This is a genomic window from Nocardia sp. alder85J, from assembly GCF_020176955.2.
GTDB lineage: Bacteria > Actinomycetota > Actinomycetes > Mycobacteriales > Mycobacteriaceae > Nocardia.
In genome coordinates, this window is record NZ_JAIUCZ020000001.1 from 257,397 (window position 1) to 283,071 (window position 25,675).

Sequence of the window (25,675 nt, forward strand, 5' to 3'; positions counted from 1 at the left end):
GGGCACACCGCCGAGTTCGCCGGTTGGCCCGGATCGGCGCCGCGCAGCGGTACTGTCGGCCTCGGACCGAGCCACCCGGCGCAAGGAGCAGCGGCCGGCGCGACGACCAGATGTCCGACGACGTCAGGAGGTGAGCGGATGGCGTACTACCGGCAGGTGGGCCGGATCCCACCGAAGCGGCACACGCAGTTCCGGAGCGACAGCGGTGCGCTCTACCGCGAGGAGTTGATGGGGGAGGAGGGTTTCGTCGGTGATTCGGCGCTGCTCTACCACCGGCACATCCCCTCGGCGGTGCTGGCCGCGACGCCCTGGACGCCCGGCGATCTGTCGCTCACGCCGAATCATCCACTGCTGCCTCGACACCTGCGGCTGCCCGAGCTGTTCCCGGCCACCGGCGGCACGGCCGACCCGGTCACCGGCCGCCGCCTGGTGCTCGGCAACGACGACGTCCGGATCTCCTACGTGGTCGCCGGTGCGCCGTCGCCGTTGTACCGCAACGCCATCGGCGACGAATGCGTGTACCTCGAATCCGGTTCCGGCACAGTGGAAACCGTCTTCGGCGTGCTGCCGGTACGGCCGGGCGACCATGTGATCCTGCCCCGCGCGACCACCCACCGCTGGCTGCCGGGACCGGGAGAAGTGTTGCGGGCGTATGTGATCGAGGCCAACAGTCATATCACGCCGCCGCCGCGTTACCTGTCCCGGTTCGGGCAGCTGCTGGAACAGGCGCCGTACTGTGAGCGCGATCTGCACGGCCCGGCCGAGCCGCTGCTGTCGGACGGGACCGAGGTCGAGATCCTGGTGAAACATCGTGGCCCACAAGGGATCACCGGCACCCGCTATGTGGTGCCGCACCACCCGTTCGACGTGGTCGGCTGGGACGGCTGCCTGTACCCGTACACGTTCAACATCGCCGATTTCGAGCCGATCACCGGCCGCATCCATCAGCCGCCGCCGGCGCATCAGCTGTTCCAGGGCGCCAACTTCGTGATCTGCAACTTCGTGCCGCGCAAGGTGGACTACCACCCGCTGTCGATCCCGGTGCCGTACTACCACTCGAACGTCGACTCCGACGAGGTGCTGTTCTACTGCGGCGGCGACTACGCCGCGCGGCGCGGCTCCGGCATCGGGCAGGGCTCGGTGAGTCTGCATCCGGGCGGGCACAGCCACGGACCGCAACCCGGTGCGGTCGAGCGGTCGCTGGGCGCCGAATTCTTCGACGAACTGGCCGTCATGATCGACACCTTCCGGCCGCTGCAACTCGGCGAGGGCGGCGTGGCCGCCGACGACGGTGTCTACGCCGGGAGCTGGTCCCGGCCGGGCTCGTGAGCGTCACCCCCGATGTGCGGACAGCAACCAGGCGGGGATGGACTTGCGGCCCTCCGGCTCGTCGTGCAGCCCCTGATATCGCATGTGCAGATCGTTGGTGAACATCTCCAGCACCTCCGCCGGGATGTCGGCATGGATGCGGGCCGGCCGGATCTCGTCGATCTCCCAGTAGTCGGCGACCGCGTCGCGCAGTTCGTCCGCGGTGAACGGCGCCGGGCCGTTCGGGGGCAGTTCGGGGAATGCGGCTCGGTCGAAGACCAGCGCGAAATAGGTGGCGCCCGGGGCCGCGGCCCGCACGATCGACCGCTGGTAGCCGGTGCGGCCCTCGACCGGGATCGAGTGGAACAGCGTGCTGTCGACGATGGTGCCGAACCGTCCGTCGTAGCCGGTGAACACGGTGATGTCGGCGACCTCGAACGAGGCGTTGGCCAGCCCGCGCTCGGAGGCCTCGGCACGGGCCAGCTCGATGGCCGTCGGCGACAGATCCAGGCCGACGGTGGTGAAGCCCCGCTCGGCGAGATACATCGAGATGGCCGCCTCACCGCAGCCGACATCGAGGACGTCGCCGTGGAAGGCGCCCCGGTCGATGAGCGCGGCCAGTTCCGGCTGCGGCGCGCCGATGCTCCACGGCGGCTTGAATCCGTCGCCCTGCCGACCTCCGGTGGCTTGATAGACGGCCTCGAACTCGAATTCCCCGGGCGTAGTCATAGCAAACGACTATCAATTTCGGGAGGCGGGTGTCAAGGATGGCCGCTGTTTCGTCACCGGCCGCCGAGCCGGCGTGCCGCCGGGTCTACGCGGGTACGACCTCGGCGAGCTTGCCGGTGGCCACGTCGAAGACGAAGCCGCGCAGTGAGGTCGTCGCGGCGATGAACGGGCTGGCCTCGATGCGCCGGATGGATTGCCGCACATCCTCGTCCAGGTCGCCGAACGCCTCCGCGGACCAGGCCGGCTTGATCCCGGTCTCGTCCTGGATGGCGCGTTTGAACTCGTCGTCGGTGAAAGTCAGCATGCCGCAATCGGTGTGGTGGATGAGGATGATCTCGGTCGTGCCCAGCAGTCGCTGGCTGATGGCCAGCGAGCGGATCTCGTCGTCGGTCACCACACCGCCGGCGTTGCGGATGACATGCGCCTCGCCGTCGCCGAGCCCGAGGATCCGATAGACGTCGAGCCGGGCGTCCATGCACGCCACGATGGCGACGTGCTTGCTCGGGGGCAGTGGCAGCGGCCCCTCGAATCCGGCGGCGTACTGCGCGTTGTTGGCCAGATACTCGTCGGTTGCCGTCATGATCTCTCTCCGTCGAAGTCGGATGTGCGTACGTCTGCATGAACAGTGGCGGCCGGGACCACTGGGCGCGAGGTATTGACGCAGGCTGAGGCCAATGGTTTATCCGGTGGTCGGCGGGGCATGGAATACTCGGTCATATCGAAGCCCCGCGAAACGTCGATCGGACCAGGACTGGAGTTATGGCGGACGTGGATTCCCCACCGGACCCCGAGGTGGTCCGGGTGCTGCGCGCACTGTCGAATCCGGTGCGCCTGCAACTGCTGTCGTGGCTGCGCGATCCGGAGCGGCACTTCGTTCTCGACGGCGCCATCGCCGATCCGGCCGAGGTCGGGGTGTGTGTCAGCCACATCCAGGCCAAGGTGGGGCTGGCCCAGTCGACGGTGTCGGCGTTCATGGCCGAACTGGAACGTGCCGGGCTGGTGCGGGCCACCCGGGTCGGCAAATGGACCCACTACAAACGCGACGAGCAGCGCATCGCCCGGTTCGTCGGCCTGCTCGGCCGGGAGCTGACGCCCGAGGACTGAGCCCGCCCGCGGTGTGTGCGGGCACCCCGGTTGCGCATCAAATCGAAGATTTGCGATACTTCGATCCATAGGATGCGACTGCTGCGAGGAGATCATCCGATGGGAAGTACCGACGGCCCGGACCTGAGGGCGCGCACGGGGAAGTTCGGGGTCTGGACCTTCGACTTCGAACATCTGCCCGCCGCGCGGATGCGCGACGCCATCCAGGAACTGGAGGGACTGGGGTGGCCCGCGTTCTGGATTCCGGAACTGTACGGCCGCGACGCGTTCACCCACGCCGGATTCCTGCTGTCGTGCACCGAGCGGATCCAGATCGTGAACGGTATCGCCGGGATCTGGTCGCGCGGGGCCGAGTGGACCCACGGCGCCGCGCTGCTGCTGGCCGACGCCTATCCGGGCCGGCACGTGCTCGGGCTGGGGTACGGCGGCAAGCCGCGGCCGGGCGTCACGCCGCTGGCCGCCGTGACCGCGTACCTGGACGAGCTGGATGCCCTCGATACGCCGAACCCGAAGCCGCAGTTGCCGATTCGCCGCATCCTGGCCGCCTACGGGCCCAAGATGCTGGAGCTGGCCCGCGATCGCGCCGCCGGAGCGCACACCTACAAGGTCACCGTGGCGCACACCGCGCGGGCGCGCGACATCCTCGGCCCGGACGCCTTTCTCGGCGTCGAGCAGGCGGTGCTGTTCGAGACCGATCCGGACCGGGCCCGCGCGATCGCCCGCGATCACCTGGCCGTGTACCTCAACGGTGTCTACAACGTCGCGAAGTTCCGCCGGCTCGGCTACACCGAGGACGAGATCAGCGGTGGCGGCAGCGACCGGCTCGTCGACGACCTCGTCTTCTGGGGCGACCCGGACACCGTCGTCGAGAAATTGCACACGCAGCTGGCGGCCGGTGCCGACCACGTCGGCGTGCAGGTGATCGGGGTGGAACGCGGCGGCTCGGCGCTGCCGCAGTGGCGCCGGCTCGCCGAGGCGCTGGTGCCGGCCGCCGCTGCTCAGCGGATGGTGTTGCCCGGGGCGATCGAGGCGCAGGTGGAGGGCGCGGGCTCACCGGCGAGCCGGTGATCGAGCCAGTCGATCTCGGCCTGCATCGCCAGCGGCGCGGCCGTGATATGGCTCAGCGGGCCGTATTCGACGTAATCGACGGCGGTGTTGCCGGTCTCGCAGTACTGCCGGGCCAGGGCGCGGACATCACCGGCCACCATGACGGCATCGCCGGGGCCGATCCCGGCCCGGCTGCCGTCGGTGCCCTCCAGGACGCCGTTGGCGGCCTGCCCGATGAACATCGGCACCGTCGGCGTCGGCGCGTTCCCGAGGTCGATCTTCGCGGTCACCGCCGTGTACGGCGGCACCGAATCGGGATCGGCGTATTCGGGTTTCACCAACTGGGCCCAGGTCAGGCCCGGATACTGGAACAGCACATCGGCGATCGAGGCCGACCGCATCCGCGGCAGCAGATGTGTCGCGTACTCGCTGAGATAGGGCGAGAAGTCGATGTCGTAGGCGCGGCCCACGCCGAGGATCGCCATCCCGGCGACCCCGGCCCAGCCGATGCTGCCGTCCACGTACAGCAGATTCCGCGCCGGATCGACCAGCACCCCGCCCTCGGAGGCGCCGACGAGCCGGTCGTTCACCTCCGGAGCGTACGAAGGCGCCAGCGCCGCAGCCCAATTCGTCGCGATCGCGCCGCCGGAGTAGCCCAGCAAGCCGATCCGGGTGCCGTCGTCGATGCCGGTGCCGTCGACCTGCGCGGCGGCCCGGATCGAGTCCAGCGTGTTGTAGCCGTACTCCGGTCCGGCGGCGAAATCCGCCTGCTGCCCTTCGGTATCGGGGATCAGCACCGGCAGCCCGCGCGCGAGCAACTGCGCGACGTAGAAGCCCTCGGCGGTATTCACCAACTGCCCCAGGCTCACTCCGCCCGCGACCGCCCGTGACGGGCTGTCCTCGGGGTTCAGCGAATCGTAGAACGACTGGTACGACACCGCCTCCCCGGCCCGGCGCGGTCCCGGCGGCTCCAGCACGGTGGTGATGTTCGACGCGGGCCGCCCCTGCGCATCGGTGGACCGGTACCGGATCTGGATCGCGGTCACCGGAATCGGCAGTCCCGCAAGGTGATAGGGCAGTGTCCGGGTCTCCGGCACAGTGCCGGGCGCATACCCGGCGAGCGCGCTGTCGTCGTAGGTGAAGAAGTCGTCCGGCGCCGCGCTCGCCACCGCGGTGTACCCGCACTGCACCGCCGCGGTCGCGACGACCGCCGCGAGCAGTCGCGTCGCCCCCCGCCGCGCGCGGGAGCTCTCCGAGCGCCCGGCCCCGTCCACTCGCCCGCCGTCCCACATGATCGTGTCCTCCCCGTGCCGCCGGGGCCGCAGCGCGCCCGCCGGCTTTGTTACCTGCCGGTAATTTCCGGCTCCAGCAGCTTCCTCCACGCACCCCGGCCGCGTCAAGAACAACTTCGTTCGCCCATCGCGCCGCGACGGATCGCCCGAAGGTTGCGGCGGCCCGCATCAGGCGGTCGAGCCGACGGCGAGAACGGCAGCCGCGCCGACCACCCCGCCCTGCCGGTCGGCGGCGAACTCGCCCCGCCCCGCAGGGGATATCTGCCCTGCCGGAGCGGCGCGCGCAGTTCACAGCGTGACGACGACTTTCGCGCGGGCGTGCTCGCCCTCCAGATATTCGATGGCCTCGGCGGTCCGCTCGAACGGGTAGGTCCGGTCGATGACGGGGGTCATCGCGCCGGCCTCGGCGAGTTCGCGCAGCGCCGCCAGATTCTCCCGGCTGGGGGTGGCCGCGAGCACCACCACGCGCGGGCGGACGAATCGGGATGCCAGCTGCGCCTTGATGATCAGGCCGATCGGGCCGAACAGGCTGCCACCCTCGGAGACACCGCCGCCGGAGAGGACGAGTGTGCCGGTGGGGGTCACCGCGCGCAGGCAGTCGGCCAGTGAGCGGTTGCCGACCAGGTCGAACAGGACGTCGTAGCGACCGCCGCCGCGGGTGAAATCGGTTCGGGTGTAATCGATGACGGTGTCCGCGCCGAGGGTGCCGACCAGGTCCACGTTCCGGGTGCTGCACACCGCGGTCACCTCCGCGCCCAGCGACTTCGCGATCTGCACCGCGAAGGTGCCGACGCCCCCGGAGGCGCCGTTGATCAGCACGCGCCGGCCGGGCCGGACCTGCGCCGCGTCACGCAGGCCCAGCAGGGCGGTGTTGGCGGCCAGGGGGATCGCGGCCGCCTGCTCGAGGGTCAGGCCGGCCGGTACCGGCTCGGCGAGATGCTCAGGGACGCGGACATATTCGGCGAAAGCCGAGCGGACCTCGCCGAACACCTCGTCGCCGGGCCGGAAGCGGGTGACGTTCGGGCCGACCGACACCACCCGGCCCGCGAAATCCGTGCCGCGGATCGCGCTCTTGGGTGCGCGCAGCCCGCCGTCGGCCGAGGGCATGGCCCGCGCGAGGTACGGGTCCCCCCGCATCACATGCCAGTCGCGGGCATTGAGCGACGCCGCGTGCACGCGTACCAGCAGGTCGTCGTCGCCGGTGACCGGCTCGTCGACCTCCGCCAGCCGCAGTACCTCCGGTGCGCCGTACCGGTCCTGGACGATGGCCTTCATCGGATCTCCTCGAAATCGTGGTGCCGGAAACTGATGCCACGATCGTGACGTGCCGAGGCGGTGCGGTCATCGGCCCGCGGACCGGGCGCGCACTCGGCCGAAAGTGCGAGTCTCGGCCGGTACCTGTGGTTTCCGGGCGTCAGCGCGGTCCGACGCGTCGGGTCTCGTAGGCCCACATGGCGATCTCCACCCGATTGCGGGCGCCGAGTTTGGTCATCAGGCTCGCGACGTGGGTCTTCACGGTGCTCAGCGTGATGTGCAGCTCGTCGCCGATCTCACCGTTGGTGCGCCCGCTCGCGACCGCGGCGAGCACCTGCTCCTCCCGGGCGGTGAGCGCCTCGATCGGCTGCACGGGAGGATCGGCGAATCGGGTGGCACCAGCGAAGGTTTCGAGCAGCCGGGCCGTCACCCCTGGGGCGATCAGCGCGTCACCGGCGGCCGCGGCGTGCACGGCCTGGGCGAGCAGATCCGGGCTGTCCCCCTTGAGCAGGAAGCCCCGCGCGCCCGCCCGCAGCGCCGCATAGACGTACTCGTCCAGGTCGAAGGTGGTGATCACCACGACCGCAAGGGGATTCGGCACGGCCGGACCGGCCAGCCGCCGGGTCGCCTCGATGCCGTCGATGCCGGGCATGCGAATGTCGAACAGGCACACGTCCGGACGCATCCGCCGCGCGAGGTCCACCGCCCGGTGTCCGTCCCCGGCCTCACCGACCACCTCGATACCCGGCCGGGCATCGAGGATCATCCGCAGCCCGATCCGGACGATCTCCTGATCGTCGGCCACGAGCACCCGAATCGTCATGTCGCCGAACCCGTTCGGGGGAGGACGGCGGTCACGGTCCAGCCGCGCCCGGGGTCCGGTCCGGCCTCGCAGCGCCCGCCGAGCAGTTCGGCGCGCTCGATCATGCCGAGCAGCCCGAAGCCCGGAGCCACCGGCCGCAGACCTGCGCTCTCGCCGTCGTCGCTGACCCGCAGGCGCACCGCTGCGGCGTCGGCGGTGACGTGCACCAGGATCCGGGTCGCCCGCCGGGCGTGGCGGCGGGCATTGGTCACCGATTCCTGGGCCAGCCGGTAGATCGCCGTCGCCACCGCGGGCGGCACCTCCGCGATATCCCCGTCGAACCGCACCTCCACGACCGGGCCGGTGCGGGTGTCGCCGAGCCGGCGCAGGTCGGCGATGCGCGGGCTCGGCGCCAGCTCCGCGGCCTCGTTGCGGCGCAATACCCGCACCATGGACCGCATCTCGGCCAGCGCCCGGGACGCCTCGGCCTCGATCACCCGCAACGCGTCGGTCGCCGCGTCCGGCCGTGCCGCCGAGGTCGCCAGGCCCGCCTGTGCGCGGATCACCATCGCCGAGACATGATGGGCCACAGTGTCGTGCAGATCGCGGGCCAGCCGTTCGCGTTCGAGCAGTTTGATCTGGTCGATCTCCCGCATCCGGGCCCCGGTCCGGTACCGCACCGCCGCGCCCGCGGCCACCGTGGCGGAGATGATGATGCAGCCGGCGACCAGTCCGGTGAAGCCGGCCACGCCGAAAACCCAGGACAGCCCGAGCTTTCCGATCATGATCAGCCACCCGATGATGATCTCGCGCCCGGATCCCCAGCGGGCCAGCGCGTACACCACCAGCACGAGGTACACCATCACGTTCAGGTCCGGCGAGTGCCCGTGCGTCAGCAGCGGAGCCGTCCCGCAGACGGTGAAGGCGATCGCCACCGTCGGCAACGGCCGGCTGCGCCGCCACAACAGGGTCGGCAGCAGTCCGACGGCGATCGCGATCGACAGCGCGGGCCACGGAAGATCGTGCCGCAGTGCACCTTCGAGCACCGCGACCGGCGCGAGCACCACCAGCAGCGCCCAGTCCCGCCACCCGAGGGGCGGCGGATCGGGCGGCCGCGGCTCATCCCACACCGAACGGAGAACACCGTGCACCCATCTATCGTACGAACCCACGGCCGCCCGGGATCGGCCGAAAGTACGACACCTCGGCCGTGCTGCGCTGAGTGATCCCGCTCGCTGCCGCGACAGGACCGCTGGTGCGCCGGGAATTCCGCCGCCTCGTGCGCGGCATGCATTGTGCGCGAGTCGGACTCGGCCGAGCACAGTGTCCGGTGGCGGGCGCGCGAGTGGTCCGGCCGGGGACGGGGATCGGCCACAGGTTACGCATTGTGTACCAGCGCGCTGATGACGCTGCTAGCGTGGCGGTTCCGGCAGTTCCATGCCGAGAGCCGCGGCCAGGTCGATCGTCTTGCGCGGTGTGGTGCAGTACCGGGCCAGGCTTCCCGCCCGTTGCCGGGCCGGTGCGCCTCGTCACGCCGGTCGGTCCGCCGCGGATCTCGGCGGGAGCGGCGCGTTGAAGCGGCTGATGAACCGCTCCACGAAGGCGCGAAGTTCCTTGTGCCCCTGCTCCATACCCACCGCGCCCTCATTGCACAGGATGCGGGCGGCGCCGGTGAGCAGCATGGACATGACGATCGGCGGGAATTCCTGCAAATCGATCCCGTACGCGCGCAGTACGAGAGTGACTGCCGCCGTTTCGATGTCGCGGACCCGTTCGGCGTAGGTCTTGAGTTCGGCGCCGATCGCCTTGCGGTGGTTGGCCAGCGCCATGAATTCGAGGTTGAGCTGGGTGAAGCGGGTGTCGGTGTTGATCAGCCACAGGGCCCGCAACGGGTCGTCGGCGGTGATGGCCGCCCGCATCCGGTCCAGCGCGGCCTCGGCGCCCTCGCGCAGGACCGCGACGAAGAGGTCGTCCATCGTCGGGAAGTAGTAGTACACCAGCGCCGACCGCACCCCGGCCGCCGCGGCGACCCGGCGCGAGGTGGCGGCGGCGTACCCTTCCTCGCTGATGATCCGAGCGGTCGCCTCCATCAGCCGCAGCCGGGCGCCCGGATCCTTGCCGCCGGTCATGCGTGGGCCCGATGCGCGCGGGCCCTCGCAGGTCGGCCGGAGAGGATCCGGCTGCCTGCGGGCGGCTCGCCTGACGTCGTGGTGGGCATGGCACAGTCTAACGACTGAGCGATCGATCAATAGGGAGCGGCCCGGCCGCTTCGGACGGCAGCGGAGACCTCATCGCGCGGCGCCCGCCTCGGTGGCGGTGACCGGAGCGAAGGTGATGTGCAGATCGCGCAGCCCGCGCAGCAGGAAGGTCGGTTCGTAGCCGAACCGGCGTTCCGTCGCATCGCCGTGCCGGGTCGCGTCGATGCCGATATCGCCGAGGCGATCGAGCATCCGGTTCAGGGTGACCTGGCCCTCCACCCGCGCCAGCGGCGCACCCGCGCAGGTGTGGATTCCGCGGCCGAAGGCGATGTGCTCGCGGGCATTCCTCCGGTCCGGGTGGAACTCGTCCGGATGCTCGAATTTGCGCGGATCACGATTGGCCGCACCGATACACAGCATCACGACGGTCCCCGCGGGAATATCGACGCCGCCGAGCCGGGTGGAGGTGCGGGTGAGCCGGAAATCGACCTTGGTCGGGCTCTCGAATCGCAGGGCTTCCTCCACGAATCCGCCGATCAGGCTGCGATCCTCGCGCAGCAGATCCTGATAGTGCGGGTACTCGCCCAAGATCTTCACCGCCGAGCTGAGCAGTTTGGTGACGGTTTCCTGGCCCGCCGCGAACAGGAATGTCGCCGGCCGGACCAGGTCGATGATCTCCGGCGCCGAGCCGTCGGGCCAGGTGGTCGACGCCAGGACGCTGAGGATGTCGGCGCGCGGCGATCGCCGCCGTTCCTCGATGTAGCCGCCGAAGGTGTCCTCCAGCCACTGCAACGGATTGAGGCCCACCGGTTCGTGGTCCAGCGCGCCCACCCGGCTGCCCGGCGCCGTCCCGGCCAGCGTCCGCCGGAACAGGTGCCGGTCGCTGTCCGGCACCCCGAGCAGATCCGCGATCACCAGGGTGGCGAAGGGTTTCGCGTAGTCCCCGAGGAATTCGCATCGACCGGCGGCGAGGAATTCGTCGAACTGGCGATCGGCCTGCTCCCACATGTATTCCTCGTTCTCCTTCAACCGTTTCGGTGTCAGGAGTTTGGCCAGCAGTGCCCGGGTGCGGGTGTGATCCGGCGGGTCCATGGTGACCATGTGCTCGTTGATCGGGAACAGATGGCGATGCTCCTCGATCTGCGCGGTGATGTCGTCACCGGCGGGGGTGAACGGCAGCGGCGGGAACGGCCCGCCGATCGAGATACACGCCGAGAACGCGTCGGAATTCCGGAACGCCTCGTTGACCTCCTGATATCCGGTCACCACCACGACGTCGTGATGCGGTTCGCGGAACACCGGATTCCGGTCGCGGAGAGTGCGCCAATACTCGTAGGGATCCTGGGCGACGGCCGCATCGGAGAAATAGTCCACCGATACTGGATCGGTCATATCGTGCACGCTTTCGATGCAGAGGGAAGTGGTCGTCGGCCACCGGCGCGGTGACCGGAACGGCGCGAGATCATTTGAGGGTGCTGCCCGCATCGACCGTCAGCGGGAGCCCGGTGATGTACCGGGCTTCGTCGGAGGCCAGGAACAGCACCGCATTGCTGATGTCGACCGGTTCGACCCAGCCGATCGGCAGCACGTGCATGAACTGCGCCACCGGGGCGAAGTCCTCGGCGGTGGGCTTTTCCAGGTCGGGGCGGAACATCTTCATGGTGCCCTCGTTCATGAACATGGGCGTGTTCACGTTGGTGGGGCAGACGGCGTTGACCCGGATGGAGTGCTGGCCGAGTTCCACGGCGAAACTTCTCATCAGGCCGATCACGCCGTGCTTGGCGGCGATGTAGTGGCCGGTGTTCGCGTACGCCTTCAGCCCGCCGACCGAACTGGTCAGCACGATCGACCCGCCGTTGCCACTCGACAACAGGTGCGGCACAGCGGCTTTCACCGTCTTCCAGACACCGGAGAGGTTGATGTCGATCATCGTGCCCCAGTCCCGCTCGCTGGTCTTGTCCAGCGTGTCGCCACCGTTGCCGATCCCGGCGTTGGCGACGACCACGTCCAGCCGCCCCAGCTGCTCGACACCGCTGTCGACGGCCGCTTTCAGTGCGTCGTAGTCGCGCACGTCGACCTCGGCGGTGACGATGCGCCGGCCCAGGCCCTTCACCAGATCGGCGGTCTCGGCCAGATCCTCCGGCGTCGACGCCGGGATGGCATGGCTGCCACTGACATTCCGGCACACGTCGACCGCGATGATGTCGGCGCCCTCCTGCGCCAGCCGCACCGCGTGACTGCGGCCCTGACCGCGCGCCGCACCACTGATGAAAGCAACTTTGCCTTCGACCCGCCCTGTCATGGAGTACCTCACTCGTCGCCGATCGGGCACCGTCGGCGCCCGATCATCCCTCGACCACTGTCGTTGATCGATCGATCAAACTGTGACATCGAGGCCGATATCTGTCAACGGTCGGAGATCGGCACGACGTCCTGTGCCGCGATCGGGCCGGGTTGCGCGGAATTCGGTGCGAATACTGCTCTACCGCAGCAAAAACAGTGACATCCTGCGACCCCGGCGTGATCGGTGCGTGCTGCCGCGTCCCGCGGCGGCGGCGCGGGCGGCACTCGCTCGGCTGATATTTTGATCAATCGATCAGACGGGCGGATGCTCGGTCACCTCGTCAACCCGATCCTGGCGACCACCGAACTGCCGGAGGCCATGCCGGACCCGGGGGACGATCTCGAAGGCTGTCTGTCGGTGCCGGGAGTGGTTCCCGACCGGGCGGGCGCGCCCGTGGTGGTCGAAGCCACCGGCTACCTCAGCCGCTGCCTGCAACACGCGACCGACCACCTTGTCCGTCGCCTCTACCTGCAACGCCTCATCGGCAGAAATCAGCGCGCGGCCCGCCGGATGCTCGAGACCCGCGAGTGGACCGTCACCGGGAACTCCTGGCTTCCGGCGCTGCGCTCGTAACCGGATGACCGACGGCGCGAACGCATCCGGTATCCGCGAGGGTACGGGATCCGGTCAGGGCGCCGGTGGTTGGCGGTGCTCCGGTGCTTGCCGAAAATACGCTCGGAAGTCGAACGGCTCGGTGCGCCGCCGCACACCGGTAAGGGTACCGCGGACGATCGGTAGCGTCGCCGCATCGGTTTCCACGCCGAATGCGTGGGCCCAGGCGATCTCGTCCGCGAAGGGGGTGTCACCGGCGAGTTGTGCGGCGGCGAGTCCGGAGGGGACCGCGCCGCGGGCCCACAGCAGCCGCCACTGTTGCGCATCGGCCACCAGCACTCGCAGCGCCGGGAATGTGCCGATCTGCTCCAGATCCGCGATATCGACCGCCGCGATGTCCAGCCGCTGGAGCGAGGGCAGCTTCGCCAGCGCGGCGATGTGCACCGGATGATCCGTGGCGGTCAGCGTGACATCCCACAGGGTCGGATGCCCGGCCAGCGGCTCCAGTGCTATCAGCGGGCCGCCGAGCGTCAGCGATTCCAGTGGGACGGCGTGTGGCACAGCGATATTCAGTGCGTGGATGCCGCGCAGCGTGAGCTCGCGCAGCGCCGGCAGCGCGGTGAGCGCGCGGGTGTCGAAGGAATCCGCCGCCTCGAGCTGAAGTCGTTGCACGGCGGCGACATCGGGCAGCGAGTCGAGCGGCAGGTCGGCGCCGCGCAGGAAGACCTGTGACTGTGGAGCCTGCGAGTCCCGGTCCTCCTGATCGGGAGCGGAATCTCCTGTGTGCAATTCGGCGACGGACCGGCGGAGCACCGCGAGCACCGATTCGCCCCGGCGCACGGCGGAGTAATGGCCGCCGGGTTCGAATTGGATGAGCTGGCCCGGCGCTCCCGCCGGTCCGGGATCGAGATCGACGGCGAAAACCGCGCGGTCGCTGGTGCCGACGACCACCCACTTCGGGCTGCGGGACACGCGCTGCACCACGCCGGGCGGCCAGGATTCGAGCACCACCCGCTCGTATCCGAACAGCGAGTCGTCCCAGGCGCCGTGTGCGGGGCGGCCGGGCTCGAGCCGCTCGAATTCGGGGCCGTCACCGAGATGGTCCCGGGCGACCCGGTCCGGTGGCAGCAGCCGGGTGAACCCCAGCAGGCCCCGGTCGTCGTAGTCGTGGCCCACCACCCGGTAGAGCGCCCGCAGATCTTCCGGCAACCGGACGCCCAGCAGCGCTTCGGCGGCCGCGATATCCGCCTCCTCGGCCCCGGGACCGAGTTCGGGGGCCTGCTGCCCGGTGCGCAGCGCCACGTACTCGTCGACCAGCACGGCGACCGTCGCGATCAGGGCCGGATCGGTCGGCCGATCGTCCACCGCGACAGCCGGTGCGGCCGCGAGGTCGTGTCCCGGATACCGATAGTCGTGATCGAACACGAGCTGCCGGCCCGAGGACCATCGGAAGTTGGGGAGATATCCCGCCTCCCAATGGTATTGACACTCGTAGCTGTCGCCGGTGAGTCGCAGTCGCAGGTGCACCGTGCTCTTCTCGGCCGCGCCGCGGGCGGCCCGGACCGCCGCGGCCACCTCGCCGATGCCGCTCGACGGGAGCGGCGCCATCATCCCGACGGCCTCGGCGGCGCTCACCCCGTAACCGCTGGGGCCGTGGTGCAGTGTCAGCGTGCCTCCGGTGGCGCCGGTTTCCGCGAATTCCCGTGCCAGCTGTGTGATCAGTTCGGTCAATCCGGTCATATGGCCCTCCCCATTGCCTTGCCGTGATCGAGACCCACCCTAGCCACACCCACCGACAAATTCCCCGGTGCGCCCCGAGGTTGCCGGTCGTGACGAGATCGCCATCGTGTACGCCGCCCCGGGACGACCGGCGCGTCGTACAGTGGCGGTGGTGCTCCCTAGAGAGGTGTGAGGCGCGTGCAACCGAATTCCGAACCGCCGCTGGAACCGACCGCGGGCGAGCGGCTGTCCCATGCCGGGCGGATCTTCACCTCCGACCTGTCGGTCAACGAGTTCGCGCTGCTGCACGGCGCCGGATTCGAGCCGATCGACCTGGTCATGGGGGTGTCGGTGTATCACGTGGGCTTCCAGTTCGCCGGGCTGCGGCAGCAGGCCGAACTCCAGGTGCTCACCGAGGCCACCTATCGCGCGCGCTGGAACGCGATGGCGCGGATGCAGGCCGAGGCCGATGCCCTGCGCGCCGACGGCATCGTCGGGGTGCGGTTGCAGTGGCGGCATGTCGGCGGTGAGGCCAATCATCTGGAGTTCATCGCCGTCGGCACCGCCGTGCGCTACGTCCGCGAGCCGGGGCAGTTCCGGCGGCCCAACGGGCAGGCATTCACCAGCCATCTCTCCGGTCAGGACATGGTGACCCTGCTGCGGTCCGGTTTCGCGCCGGTCGCGTTCGTGATGGGTAACTGCGTATTCCACGTCGCCGTACAGGGTTTCATGCAGTCGATGCGCCAGATCGGTACCAATGTCGAGATGCCGCAGTGGACACAGGGCAACTACCAGGCCCGCGAACTGGCGATGAGCCGGATGCAGGCCGAGGCCGAACGCGACGGCGGCATCGGCGTGACCGGCGTGCACTTCCAGATCGAGAGTTACGCCTGGGGCCACCACACGGTCGAGTTCTACGCGGCCGGTACCGCCGTGCGCCGCACCGGCGAGCCCGAGACCATCACTCCGCAGTTCGTGCTGCCGATGGGCGATTAGCCCATGGGCGCACCGAGTTTCGATTCGGAGCGAGCGGCCGGCGTGATCGCCGCGGCGCTGCACGGCCCCGGCGGCGCCGGGCTGGTGTTCACCGTCTTCGCCGCTGTGCCCGGCGCGGTCCGGACCCCGGCCCGCCGCAGCCTGTTCCGCTCCGAACCGGAACGCCTGCAACTGGGCGACTGGCGCTACGAGGTCACCGCCGACCAGCGCATCCGGGCCGCCCACGTGGTCAACGGCATCGTGCTGGCGGAGGACCTGCTCACCGCCACATCCGTCGGGCCGCATGTGGCGCGGGCGCTGGCCACGGTGGTGGCCGGGTACGGCCCGCCGGCACTCCCGCAGATCGAGGCCGCGCTCGAGGTGCTGGAGACGGCGGGCTGATCCGTCAGCCGAACGTCTCGATGAAGTCGATCAGCTGTTCCTCGAGTTCGGAACTCTCCTTGAACGGCCGGTATCTGGCCTCCAGCAGAATCACGACGGCCTTGCTGGTCTGCTGGACCGTCAGCAGGCACGTCCGATCGGAACCGGTGAGACGGCCCTGCACCGGCGAACTCGCCGAATAATCCCGGCCCGCGATCCGCACGCCGCCGGCGGTCGGCAGCCTCGGATCCGCGAGCGGCGCTGCCAGCGCGGACAATTCGGCGGCGGACACCTCGAATCCGGGGCTGGCCGCCCACTTCCGGCCGTCCAGCCCGTAGATCGCGGCATGGCAGAACGGGCCCACCGCCACCAGTTGCTGGTCGACATACTGCTGCCAGGTGCCCGCCGGTCGCTCCTCCGGGAACAGCCGCCGCCGGTCGCGTGACCGGGAACTGGTCGGGCGGCCACCCGCGATGCAGACCAGATCACGTCCGCCGGCCAGGCACTGCCGTAGCCAATCACGCACGTCGGCAACGTAATACATGGTGTGCAGCGGCAGATCGCCGCGCCGCAGCCGGGCCAGGACGGTATGGGCCGCGGGGATCTCGTCGTACCTCAGACAGCCCGCCGACGCATGGTCCGACAGCACCGGCACTCCGTCGATTCCGGTGCGGACGAGGTTCGAGATCGAGAAGTCGACCCCCGCCTCGTCGAGGACGCCATCGGCCCGCCCGAACCAGCTCGACCGGATCGAATCCCAGCCGTCCAGCGGTTCCCCGTAGTGCCGCACCACCAGTTCGAAGCAGGCGATATACAGGAAGTCGTCGGCACAGTCGTCCCGAATATCGAGCCCGTCGTCGTTCACACCCCGCACCATGTGGCGCAGCACATCCCGGGGCGAACGCCCGTACTCCTCCCGGGCCCAGCCCTCGCCCAGCGCATCCACTTCGGGTCCCAGCACATCGACCAGGGCCGCCAGACTCCGTTCGTCACCGGTGCGGAAGTGCCGCATCACCTCCGCCAGCCGTACCGCGTACGACCCGACGTTCATCCCGCCCATGGGGCCCTCCCTCGCCTCGCATCCGTGGGTTCCAACCCGAATCCGCGAGCCGACGATATCGGACCCTACCGACAAGTAGCCGCCACCCCGCGGGCGTCGTCCCCGGTGTGACAGTGTCCGGTCCGGCCCGGCGCGGGCGGCGAATGGCGTTCACACGCTGGCGATTGCGCGCAGGCACCGGGGAGTGACCGTGATCAGCGTCCGGGCCCGCGGCGGCGGGCGCCCGGCGGCGCCGGGGGCGATGCGGGCGTCGAGATATCTGGAACGGACACGGGCGGTCCAGATCCCGTCCGGGTCCGGGCTCAGGGTCGCGTCACCGACGACGCGCAGCTGGCGGTTCGGGCGTTCGCCGTCGGGACGCAGCGGGTCCTCGGCGTCCACGGTCAGGCCGACGCGCGGATCGTGCCGGATGCGGTGGAGATGGGGGCGGTCGGTGTAGCTGGTCAGGTGGAATCTGTTGTCCGCTTAGAGGAACCAGAGCGGGACGACGTGCGGGTAGCCGTCGGCGTCGACGGTGGCCAGATGGGCGACGAGGTCGCGGCTCAGCAACTCCTCGATCTCGGCGGCGTCGAGTCGGCGCATCGCGTCAGGCGCCGAATTCGTGGTACAGCTCGGGCAGGAAGCGGGAGAGGTGGTTCATCTCCTGACCGCAGTGCAGCATCAGGTCCCGGGCCAGGCCGAGGTCGGGGAGGAGGTCCCCGGGGTCGGCGGCGGCGCCGCGGGCGACGGCGCGGGCGGTGTGCAGCGGGTCGGGGGTGTGGGCGCCGTAGAGGCGGAGGTGGAAGCGGCTGCGCATCTCAGCGCCGCCGGGGACGGGACGGACCTGGTGGGCCAGCCAGCCCAGGTCCACGGGGGCGATGCCGCTGCCGACGCGCCCGAAGACGATGGTGTGGTCGGCGGGGACGGTGAAGCCGTGGGCGACCGGATCGTGGAAGGCGATCGCCAGCTGTTGCAGCCGGGGACCGATGTATTCGTCGACGTACGAGATGTTGTCGAGGTAGCGGGCGCGGTCGGGCAGCGGGGTGCCGAGGCGATCGGCGGCGACCTCGGCGTACATGTGCGCGTCCGGATGCCACAGCTTGTAGCGGGCGGATTCCACCAGGTGCCAGCCGAACCACCAGTCCCACATGGCCGCCGTGACCCGGGGCATCTCGGTGCGGGCTGCCGCCCAGACGATGCCGTCCGCGGTCTGGCCGTAGCCGGTTTCGACGGGGGAGTAGCCCGCCGGGGCGAGGTCGGTGGTCAGCGCCGAGAACGGCGGGATCCGATCCGGTGGGGTGGGCGGTCCCGCGTAGGCGTCGGTGACGACGGCCTGCGGTGGGGCCGTGCGGTCGGCCATGTAGTGCGCGTACGGCTGTGCCCGATCCTGCGCGGAATAGCCCGGGTAGCGGGCATCGTCGGTGGGGGCCTGTGCGTCCGCGACGGCCGCGGCGGCGGTGAACGCGCCCAGGGCGGCGGCGGACAGGGTCAGGACGCGTCGTCGCGTCACTTTCGGTATACCCACCCGGCGACGCTAGCAGCCGTGCCGGTGTCGTGGCGGAACCGTTGTGAGAGCACACAAGCCGGACCGGGTCACGACGATCGGTCGTGCAGCAGATCGGGATTCGGCGGCACCAGGGCGTCGATCACCCGGCGCAATCGCCCGGCGCCGTCGGAATCACCCAGTCGCAGAGCGATATCGGTGGCGGCGACGGCGGCCTCGAGCTGGAAGACGAGCAGGCCGAGGTCCGGCGCGGGCCGCAGCTCGGCGGTGGCATGCCCGAGTTCCGTGGCCAGGATGTTCAGCCAGCCGTCGCGCCACCGGACCAGGGCGTCCCGGATCGGTCCCGGGTGATTGTCGAACTCGGGCGGATTCGCGTTCCAGAAGCAGCCGCCGGGCAGCAACGGCCCTTCGATGTAGGCGATCCAGGCGTCCAGCAGCGCGTGCAACCGGGGTGCGCCGTGCGGGGCGGACCGCGCGGGGCGGACGACCGCGTCGGCGAAGGTCGCGCCGGGCCATGGGCCGCGGCGCCTCAGGATGCGTCGATGTGATTGCCGCCCTGCTCGTTTCGCGCGGCGGCGGCGAGCAATACGTCCAGCATTCCCGGGAATCGCGCGTCGAGGTCCTCCCGGCGCAGGGACAGGAGATTCTCCCGGCCGGCCGGTCGTTGCCAGATGACGCCGCTGTCGCGCAGCACCCGCCAGTGATGGGTCAGCGTGGATTTCGACAATCCGTCGAGGATGCTGCCGCACGGACGCTCGCCGGTTTCGGCGAGGACTCGTACTATCCGCAGCCGCAGGGGATTTCCGAGTGCGGACAGGACGTTCTCGAGCAGGATCTGGTCGCGTTCGGGGTGCTGGGCGATCATTCGGCGGGCACGTGCTGCCCTCTCCTTCCGCTCGGTGCGGACCGCATGGCCCGCACCCACTATGAGACCACCATCGGTGGATATACGTACTGTCGGACGGTCTTGCCTTTCGTTCGATTGTACGCAAACATACGAACTATCAAACTGTTGCGCAGCCGACGATGCCTGCCCAGAGTGGAAGGTGCGCGAAATCGAATGTCCGCTGTCCGAATTCACCTGCGCGGGACGGCCACCCCGCGGCTGGGCCTGTCGCTGACACTGCTGGCGCTGGCCCAGCTGATCTTCTCCCTCGACCTCAACATCGTGTACGTGGCGTTACCGGAAATCGGTCGCGCCCTGGGCTTTTCGCAGCAGACCCAGCAGTGGGTGGTGTCCTCGCTGGCCGGTGGGCTGGCCGGCGCGCCGGCGGTGGTCATCGTGGCTCGCGCGGTGCAGGGTGTCGGTGGTGCGTTGCTGCTGCCGTCGACCCTCTCGCTGATCGGTACGTTGTTCGAGGAGGGACCCGCGCGTAATCGGGCGCTGGCGGCCTGGGGTGGCGCGGGGGCCGCCGGGCTGACCGTGGGGGCGCTGCTCGGCGGCCTGCTGACCCAGGCGTTCGGCTGGTCGGCGGTGTTCTTCGTCAACGTCCCGTTGGCCGGGCTGGTGGCGGTCGCGGCGCTGGTGGTCGTTCCTCGCGATCCTCGCGGTCGACGGTCGCGCCGGTTCGACATTCCGGGTGCGGTGACCGTGACCAGTGGTGCGACCCTGCTGGTGTTCGCGCTGGTGCAGGGGCCGGAGCTGGGCTGGTCGGCGCCGGTGGTCGTCGGCGCCGGTGGGTTCGCGGCAGCGTTGTTCGGGACATTCGTCACGATCGAGGCCCGCAGCGCCGATCCGCTGGTGCCGTTCCGATTGTTCCGCAATCGCAGCCTGGTGGTCGGCGTGCTCGCCACGGCGATCTACATGGCGACCTTCGGCACACTGCCGTACTTCCTGACCGTACTGTTCCAGAGTGTGCACCGGTATTCCGCGCTGCGGACCGGGCTGGTGTTCCTGATGCCCTCGATCGCCATCGCGACCGGCACCCAACTGGGGGAGCGGCTGACCACCCGCCTCGGCACGCGGGTCACGCTGGCGCTCGGCTTCGGTATCGGTGTGATCGGTACAGCTGTTCTGGCCCTGGGCTTTTCGGCCTCCGCCACGTTGCCCGCCGCAGTGCCGGGCCTGATCCTGTCCGGGATCGGGCAGGGCACCACTTGGACGGCGATGTGGATCGCTGCGGCCGTAAGTGTTTCGCGCGATGAGCAGGGCGTCGCGAACGGAATGGCCTCGACCGCTCTGAATCTCGGTAACGCGATCGGACTGGCGGTACTCGTCGCGATCGCCGGCGCGGGGCTGTCCGGGCGCACCGGCGCCGCACTGCGCACCGGACTGGCCGACGGGAGCCGCACCGCCGTGCTCCTGGCCGCGGCGGGCATAGTGCTCGGGTCGCTGGTGTCGCTGACGCTGCCCCGCCCGGTCGCCCCGGCGCGGGTGGCGGCCCCGACCGTGCCGTAGCTGCGTCGTGACTCGGCGGCGCGGCGAGCCGGTCCGGTTTCGTATGCTGGGTGGTGGTTAGTGGACGGTATCCGGACATCGGCCGTGCAGGAAGGTTCCCCCGCGGTGGACAGTCGCGAGGTCATCGATATGGCGCGGAAGTGGTCGGCCGCCATTGCGGACTGCCACTCCGTGCCCTCGACTGCGTATGACGGCATCGAACATCGGATGGCCGGCTGGATCGCGGAACTGGATGCCGCGTTGTCGGCGGAGGACTTCGATCCGGAGCCGGGATTCCGGATCGGGTCCGCCATGGTCCGGGCGCAGCTGACCACGCCGGCGGTGCTGGTCCCGACCTCGTCGGTGCTGGTCGAACTGGCCGAGCGCACCCTGAGCCAGGATGTGACGCGGCGGCTGGGGTCGCTGGTCGCGGAGCTGGGCCGGGGCTACACCACCGAATTGCTGGCCACCCGCACCAGCCGTCTGAAAACGGCGGAACAGCTCTTCCACGTGGTGTTCGACAATGCCGCGGTGGCGATCGCGCTCTACGACATCGACGGCATCACCCTCGATGCCAATCCCACCACCGCCCGCATGGTCGGCTTGGACCGGGAGGAGTTGCTGGGGATGTCGGGGCTGGATTTGATGGCGGGCGGCGACCGGGAGAAATTGCGACTGTCCGTCACTCGGCTGCTCAAACGCCGCCACGGCACCGCCCATTTCGAGGGCCGATTCCGCCGCGCCGACGGCGCGCTGGCCTGGGGTTCCTGGACGATGACGCTGGTACAGGGCGCCTCCCCGCCGGAGACCTACATCGTCGCCGTCGGCGAGGACATCACCGAGCGCCGGGCACTGCAACAGGAATTGCAGTGGCAGGCCCACCACGACTCGCTGACGGGCATGCCGAACCGCCGGTGCCTGCTGGACCGGCTCCAGGAGATCGTGACCGCCGCGGACCCCGCCGACCTGATCGGCCTGTGCTTCATCGATCTGGATTCGTTCAAGGTGATCAACGACCGATACGGGCACAACACCGGCGACCGGGTGCTGATCGAGGTCGGCCGGCGGCTGGTCGCGGCGCTGGGCTCGCCGACGGTGACACTGGCCCGGATCGGTGGCGACGAGTTCGTCGTCCTGCTCTCACCGCCGTGTGACGCCGATGCGGTGAACGGCGCGGCCGGTATCGCGCTCGCGTCGTTGCGGCAGCCCATCCCGATCGGCGCGAACGAGGTGCTGTCGATCTCCGCGAGTGTCGGCGCGGTTCTCACCCCGATCGTCGGCGTCGACACCGAGAAACTGATCGACGACGCCGACACCGGCCTGTACCGGGCGAAGGCCAGCGGCCGTGACACCTGGGTCCTCAATCGCATCCACGACGAGCAGGCCGAGAGTCCCGAGTGATCAGTGCGGCAAGGGAATCCGCATCAGATCGGTGCCGACCACGACCTTGCCGCCGAATCCGATGCTCGCCTGGGCCTGCCAGCTCGCATCGGGGATCTGGGTGTTACCGGGTGCGAGGTGGGTCAGCACGAGCGTGCCCACGCCGGCCGGCGCGGCGACCTCGCCGCCGATCCGGGTCACATCGGAGTGCGCGCTGCGGTGATGCTGGAGTTGCTCCGCGCTGAGACCGCTCGCCGCGACGATGCGCAGGTCGATCGCCTCGTGGACCAGCACGTCCGCGCCCCGGGCCAGCGTCACCGTGTTCGGGGTGATGGTGGTGTCGCCGCCGAAGACGACCGAGCCGTACGCGGTGTCGAACGAGGAGATCGCGGAGACGGCCGGGTATTCGATCGGCGCGTTGTACTCGAATTTCGAGGGCAAGGACCATCTGTTCCTGGAACTGCTGAGCAGCCGGGCCGGCGACCGGGTCGCCGCGGCGGCCGAGGCGATCGCCACCGCGGGCGGCGAGGGCTACACGGCGGCCCGCGGACTGGGCCGGGTCATGGCCGACGCCGCCGACAACGATGTGCGGGCCGCCGCGCTGCACGCCGAATTCTGGCTGTACGCAGTCCGCAATCCCGCGGTCATGGCCACGCTGTCGGACGGGATGCGCGCGACGCACCGATCGCTGCAACAACTCATCCTGTCCGAATTCCGGCGGCGCGGAACGCATGCCGAGCATCCACCGATCGAGCGGATCGCCACGGTGGTGTTCGCGCTGTACGAGGGGCTGGTCGAGCAGCGCCGCATCGACCGGGACGCGGTACCCGAGCAGTTGTTCGAGGATGCGCTCACCTGGCTGTTCACCGGCCTCGCGTACGCGGGTGCGGAGCCGGCGGACCCGCCGGACGCCTGAGCGCGGCGGCTCGCCGGCGGCAGCTCCGAAATCCTTTGCGGTGGTGAAAGATCAGGTTTCGATGAGGATTCTCCGGCCGGGTGCGGAATCGCCGGCGGTCCGATTGACAATTCGAAAGGCGATTCCTAGCCTTCGGGAAACGGTGGTGCCGAACCGGTATCGGCCGTTCGTTCACGAGGAGGATCCAGGCGCGTGCGAGATGTTGTGAACGCGGTCCTGAGCGTCGGTGTCACCGTCGTCGCGGCCACCGGAATCGGCGCCACGGCGTCGGCGGGAGAGCCGGTGGCGCAACCGGATTCGTCGTGCGCCTGGAACGCGGAGGTGTCGCCGCGCACGATCGAGCAGGTGAACGTCGCGCTGCCGGACACCGGCGCGTGGTACTGGATCATGCCCTATCAGGTGCGGCCCGGCACGACCATCACGGTCACCGGCCGCTTCCCGCAGGCGCGATACATGTCGTTCAACACCTACGACGCGCGGTTCAGCAGTTTCACCGCGGGCGGCGTCGCTTCCGCCCTGCCCGACTACCGGATCGAGGCGGATCCGGGGACGAACAACCCCTGGCAGCATCCGGGCGAGGGCGGCGCCTACACCGTGACGGTCGCCGCGACCGCGGGCGGGCCCAACACCCTCCCGCTCGCGCCGGACGGGGTGCGGTCGGGCAACGGCTACCTGATCCTCCGCGAATACCTGCCCGCCGGTGGGGCCGGGCCGGTGCTGCCGGAGGTACGTATCAGCGACGAATCCGGTACGCGCACACTGGGATCGTGTGTCGGCGGCGGCGGCGTCCTCGGTGCCGTGTCGCAGGTCCTCGGCGATGCCGGAATCGGCCTGCCGGGCAAGCTTTCCGGCGGTCAGGAGTTCCGCCGGGTCAGCGGCGCGGGCGCGTTCCCGAACGTCGACAACGCCTATCTCAGCGCGACATTCACGCCACCGGCGGACGGCCGGGTGATGGTGGTGCGGGGCCGGGCGCCGAAGGCTCCCGCGGGGACCGAGCCGACGGTGTGGCCGCCCGGCTCCGGCACCGACGTCCGCTACTTCTCGTTCTGCACGAATCTGGCGATGCTGCCCGGTCCGGTAGTGGTCAACCCCGCCGCCGACGGTTCGGCGGACAACGGCTGCCGCACCGACGAGCAGACCGCGCTCGATGCCGCGGGCGACTACACCTTTGTGGTGGGCACCGAGGCGCAGCGCGCCGAGATCGAGGCCGTCCCGGGCGCGACGTTCGTGCCGATGTCCGTCGCGCACCCCGCCACCCCCGAGGTGATGCTGGTGCGGAACATGCTGCCCGCCGGTGAGTTTCCGTACGCCGTGCAGCAGGTGCCGGTCGACGGCACCGCCGAGCAGGCCGCCGGAATCATGGGCCCGTACTACCCGCACGCCACCCTGTGCGCGATCGCCGCGGTGCGGGACGGGAGCTGCCCGGCCTGACGCCCGCGATATCACCTTGCGGCGCAACGGTGTTCCCAGCGGCGCATGCCGTAGGGCCGGCCCCGGAGCTGCGGCCCCGGCGGGCTCGCGGCTCCGGGTGGGCCGGGGCGCTATTGCGCCGGGATGGCCGGCCAGTCGCCGCCCTGGGGCAGCGGGTGCCGGAACAACCGGGCGGCATTGCCGCCCGCGATCGCGACCGCTTCGTGCTCCGGCAGATCGGCGAATCGCTTGCGCAGCAACTGCTGTGAGTTCGGCCAGGTCGAATCGGCGTGCGGGAAGTCGGTTTCGAACATGATGTGATCGACGCCGATCATGTGCCGCTGGTCCAGCGTGCCCGGGTCGTCCAGCATGCAGAAGTAGAAGTTCCGGCGCAGCGCCTCGCTCGGCGTCACGTCGTAGTTCCACCCGCCGCTGGCGCCGGAATGCTCGAGCACGTAGTCGAGGCGGTTGATCGCCATCGGCACCCAGCCGATGCCACCCTCGCTGAGCGCGATCTTCAGGTTGGGGTACAGCGCCGGAATACCGGCCCACACCCAGTCCACGGCGGCGCAGAACGCGCCGGCGGGGAACAGTGAGGTCTGCACGTTCAGGCCGCCGCCGGGGGAGCCCTGCAACACGAAACCGCTGGCGCCGCAATGCAGCGAGAGCACCGTGTCGGTCTCCTCGCACGCCTTGAAGAACGGCTCCCAGTGCTTGTGGTCGGTGATCGGCGGCAGCTTCAGCAGATGCGGCGACTCCAGGAAGGACACCGAGGTGAAGCCCAGTTCGGCATTGCGGCGCACCTCTTCACCGGCGAGCACCGGATCCTTGAACCACGGTAACTGCATCGGGATGAACCGCTCCGGGTAGGCCCCGTGCCATTCCTCGAGCATCCAGCTGTTCCAGGCCCGCACCGCGGCCAGCCCGACCTCGGTGTCGTTGTTCATCGACAGCACCCGGCCGGTGAAACCCCAGGCGCCGGACGGGAAGCACAGCGACGCCCAGATGCCGTCGATGTCCATGTCGCGCACCCGCGCGTGCACATCCCATGCGGCCCGGCGCATCTCGCTGAAATTGAGCGGATCGAGACTCCACTCGGTCTGCGGCCGCCCGGCCACCACGCTCATCCCGTTGTCGCGGTAGAGCCGGTCCCGGTAGACCCACGCCTCCGAGCCGTCGGGTGTGGTGATGACCTGCGGCGCCTGATCGCGCAGCTTCGCCGGGAAGCGCTTCACGAAGATGTCGGCGGGCTCGGTGAGGTGGTCGTCCACCGAGATGATCGAGTAACTACGCTCCTGCGGTTCCGGATCCGGAAGCAGTTGCCAGTTCGGCCTCGGCATCGTG

At 69.8% G+C, this 25,675-nt stretch carries 26 protein-coding genes and 1 pseudogene; 10 read left to right on the forward strand and 17 right to left on the reverse strand.

The features are described from left to right. Positions 1-138: 138 nt before the first annotated feature. Positions 139-1,329 carry a homogentisate 1,2-dioxygenase gene (locus tag LBW94_RS01155; protein ID WP_225055816.1) on the forward strand — a complete coding sequence of 397 codons (1,191 nt, stop codon included), beginning with the start codon at positions 139-141 and terminating at the stop codon, positions 1,327-1,329. Between the two features lie 3 nt (positions 1,330-1,332). On the opposite strand, the gene LBW94_RS01160 is transcribed toward LBW94_RS01155, so the two are convergent. Next, on the reverse strand, positions 1,333-2,037 hold the full coding sequence (locus tag LBW94_RS01160) for a class I SAM-dependent methyltransferase (RefSeq protein ID WP_225055814.1): 705 nt from the start codon (positions 2,035-2,037) through the stop codon (positions 1,333-1,335). Positions 2,038-2,122: 85 nt separating this feature from the next. Next, on the reverse strand, positions 2,123-2,617 hold the full coding sequence (locus tag LBW94_RS01165; RefSeq protein ID WP_225055812.1) for a beta-class carbonic anhydrase: 495 nt from the start codon (positions 2,615-2,617) through the stop codon (positions 2,123-2,125). Positions 2,618-2,796: 179 nt separating this feature from the next. Between LBW94_RS01165 and LBW94_RS01170 the strand changes: the two genes are divergently transcribed. Both LBW94_RS01170 and LBW94_RS01175 read left to right on the forward strand, forming a co-directional pair. Then, the gene (locus tag LBW94_RS01170; protein WP_225055810.1) at positions 2,797-3,141 is read left to right on the forward strand and encodes an ArsR/SmtB family transcription factor; all 345 of its coding nucleotides are present in this window, start codon (positions 2,797-2,799) and stop codon (positions 3,139-3,141) included. A 99-nt stretch (positions 3,142-3,240) separates the two neighbouring features. After that, positions 3,241-4,209 (forward strand): TIGR03620 family F420-dependent LLM class oxidoreductase, encoded by a 969-nt coding sequence (locus tag LBW94_RS01175; protein WP_225055808.1) that lies wholly within the window; start codon positions 3,241-3,243, stop codon positions 4,207-4,209. Here the strand turns inward: LBW94_RS01175 and LBW94_RS01180 are convergent. From LBW94_RS01180 to LBW94_RS01210, 7 genes are all read right to left on the reverse strand, one after another. After that, positions 4,140-5,480 (reverse strand): lipase family protein, encoded by a 1,341-nt coding sequence (locus LBW94_RS01180; RefSeq protein WP_225055806.1) that lies wholly within the window; start codon positions 5,478-5,480, stop codon positions 4,140-4,142. The two genes, LBW94_RS01175 and LBW94_RS01180, sit on opposite strands and share 70 nt — an antisense overlap. Before the next feature lie 288 nt (positions 5,481-5,768). After that, entirely contained in the window at positions 5,769-6,755 is a 987-nt protein-coding gene (locus tag LBW94_RS01185) for an NAD(P)-dependent alcohol dehydrogenase (protein WP_225055804.1), read from the reverse strand. A 139-nt stretch (positions 6,756-6,894) separates the two neighbouring features. Next, positions 6,895-7,557 (reverse strand): response regulator transcription factor, encoded by a 663-nt coding sequence (locus tag LBW94_RS01190; protein WP_225055803.1) that lies wholly within the window; start codon positions 7,555-7,557, stop codon positions 6,895-6,897. Continuing rightward, complete coding sequence (locus tag LBW94_RS01195) at positions 7,554-8,687, reverse strand: sensor histidine kinase (RefSeq protein ID WP_225055801.1); 1,134 nt, start codon at positions 8,685-8,687, stop codon at positions 7,554-7,556. Before LBW94_RS01195 ends, LBW94_RS01190 begins: the two co-directional genes overlap by 4 nt. A gap of 378 nt (positions 8,688-9,065) precedes the next feature. Beyond that, complete coding sequence (locus LBW94_RS01200) at positions 9,066-9,665, reverse strand: TetR/AcrR family transcriptional regulator (protein ID WP_225055799.1); 600 nt, start codon at positions 9,663-9,665, stop codon at positions 9,066-9,068. Positions 9,666-9,824: 159 nt separating this feature from the next. After that, the gene (locus LBW94_RS01205; protein ID WP_225055797.1) at positions 9,825-11,126 is read right to left on the reverse strand and encodes a cytochrome P450; all 1,302 of its coding nucleotides are present in this window, start codon (positions 11,124-11,126) and stop codon (positions 9,825-9,827) included. Positions 11,127-11,196: 70 nt separating this feature from the next. Further along, a complete protein-coding gene (locus LBW94_RS01210) occupies positions 11,197-12,036 on the reverse strand; it encodes a mycofactocin-coupled SDR family oxidoreductase (protein WP_225055795.1) in 840 nt (279 codons plus the stop codon). A 282-nt stretch (positions 12,037-12,318) separates the two neighbouring features. On the opposite strand from LBW94_RS01210, the gene LBW94_RS01215 reads away from it, so the two are divergent. Further along, positions 12,319-12,651 carry a peptide deformylase gene (locus tag LBW94_RS01215; RefSeq protein WP_225055793.1) on the forward strand — a complete coding sequence of 111 codons (333 nt, stop codon included), beginning with the start codon at positions 12,319-12,321 and terminating at the stop codon, positions 12,649-12,651. A 54-nt stretch (positions 12,652-12,705) separates the two neighbouring features. Here LBW94_RS01215 and LBW94_RS01220 read toward each other — a convergent pair whose 3' ends face one another. Then, a complete protein-coding gene (locus LBW94_RS01220; protein WP_225055791.1) occupies positions 12,706-14,370 on the reverse strand; it encodes an SMI1/KNR4 family protein in 1,665 nt (554 codons plus the stop codon). Positions 14,371-14,571: 201 nt separating this feature from the next. Here LBW94_RS01220 and LBW94_RS01225 point away from each other — a divergent pair, with 201 nt between their 5' ends. Both LBW94_RS01225 and LBW94_RS01230 read left to right on the forward strand, forming a co-directional pair. Then, entirely contained in the window at positions 14,572-15,345 is a 774-nt protein-coding gene (locus tag LBW94_RS01225; protein ID WP_255633922.1) for a heavy metal-binding domain-containing protein, read from the forward strand. Between the two features lie 3 nt (positions 15,346-15,348). Beyond that, positions 15,349-15,726 carry a DUF5073 family protein gene (locus LBW94_RS01230; RefSeq protein ID WP_225055787.1) on the forward strand — a complete coding sequence of 126 codons (378 nt, stop codon included), beginning with the start codon at positions 15,349-15,351 and terminating at the stop codon, positions 15,724-15,726. Positions 15,727-15,730: 4 nt separating this feature from the next. Here LBW94_RS01230 and LBW94_RS01235 read toward each other — a convergent pair whose 3' ends face one another. From LBW94_RS01235 to LBW94_RS01255, 5 genes and pseudogenes are all read right to left on the reverse strand, one after another. Continuing rightward, positions 15,731-16,765: a profilin gene (locus LBW94_RS01235; RefSeq protein ID WP_225055786.1), complete on the reverse strand. Its 1,035-nt coding sequence runs from the start codon at positions 16,763-16,765 to the stop codon at positions 15,731-15,733. A gap of 150 nt (positions 16,766-16,915) precedes the next feature. Beyond that, positions 16,916-17,347 (reverse strand): annotated as a pseudogene (locus LBW94_RS01240) (pyridoxamine 5'-phosphate oxidase family protein). A gap of 4 nt (positions 17,348-17,351) precedes the next feature. Further along, complete coding sequence (locus tag LBW94_RS01245) at positions 17,352-18,269, reverse strand: DAPG hydrolase family protein (RefSeq protein ID WP_225055784.1); 918 nt, start codon at positions 18,267-18,269, stop codon at positions 17,352-17,354. A gap of 68 nt (positions 18,270-18,337) precedes the next feature. Next, positions 18,338-18,694: a TetR family transcriptional regulator C-terminal domain-containing protein gene (locus LBW94_RS01250; protein ID WP_225055782.1), complete on the reverse strand. Its 357-nt coding sequence runs from the start codon at positions 18,692-18,694 to the stop codon at positions 18,338-18,340. An 83-nt stretch (positions 18,695-18,777) separates the two neighbouring features. Continuing rightward, positions 18,778-19,113 carry an ArsR/SmtB family transcription factor gene (locus LBW94_RS01255; protein ID WP_225055781.1) on the reverse strand — a complete coding sequence of 112 codons (336 nt, stop codon included), beginning with the start codon at positions 19,111-19,113 and terminating at the stop codon, positions 18,778-18,780. A 195-nt stretch (positions 19,114-19,308) separates the two neighbouring features. On the opposite strand from LBW94_RS01255, the gene LBW94_RS01260 reads away from it, so the two are divergent. Next, positions 19,309-20,646 carry an MFS transporter gene (locus LBW94_RS01260; RefSeq protein WP_225055779.1) on the forward strand — a complete coding sequence of 446 codons (1,338 nt, stop codon included), beginning with the start codon at positions 19,309-19,311 and terminating at the stop codon, positions 20,644-20,646. A 105-nt stretch (positions 20,647-20,751) separates the two neighbouring features. Beyond that, the gene (locus LBW94_RS01265) at positions 20,752-22,026 is read left to right on the forward strand and encodes a diguanylate cyclase domain-containing protein (RefSeq protein ID WP_225055777.1); all 1,275 of its coding nucleotides are present in this window, start codon (positions 20,752-20,754) and stop codon (positions 22,024-22,026) included. On the opposite strand, the gene LBW94_RS01270 is transcribed toward LBW94_RS01265, so the two are convergent. Further along, on the reverse strand, positions 22,027-22,446 hold the full coding sequence (locus LBW94_RS01270) for an MBL fold metallo-hydrolase (protein WP_225056222.1): 420 nt from the start codon (positions 22,444-22,446) through the stop codon (positions 22,027-22,029). It lies immediately after the preceding gene. Here LBW94_RS01270 and LBW94_RS01275 point away from each other — a divergent pair. Together LBW94_RS01275 and LBW94_RS01280 are read left to right on the forward strand one after the other, a co-directional pair. Next, positions 22,337-22,921, forward strand: a complete 585-nt coding sequence (locus LBW94_RS01275) for a TetR/AcrR family transcriptional regulator (RefSeq protein WP_225056200.1) — start codon at positions 22,337-22,339, stop codon at positions 22,919-22,921. The genes LBW94_RS01270 and LBW94_RS01275 overlap by 110 nt on opposite strands. 192 nt (positions 22,922-23,113) lie before the next feature. Beyond that, on the forward strand, positions 23,114-24,352 hold the full coding sequence (locus LBW94_RS01280) for a hypothetical protein (protein WP_225055776.1): 1,239 nt from the start codon (positions 23,114-23,116) through the stop codon (positions 24,350-24,352). 110 nt (positions 24,353-24,462) lie between these two features. Here LBW94_RS01280 and LBW94_RS01285 read toward each other — a convergent pair whose 3' ends face one another. Continuing rightward, positions 24,463-25,671, reverse strand: coding sequence for an amidohydrolase family protein (locus tag LBW94_RS01285; protein ID WP_225055774.1), 1,209 nt, complete (start codon positions 25,669-25,671; stop codon positions 24,463-24,465). Positions 25,672-25,675: the final 4 nt, after the last annotated feature.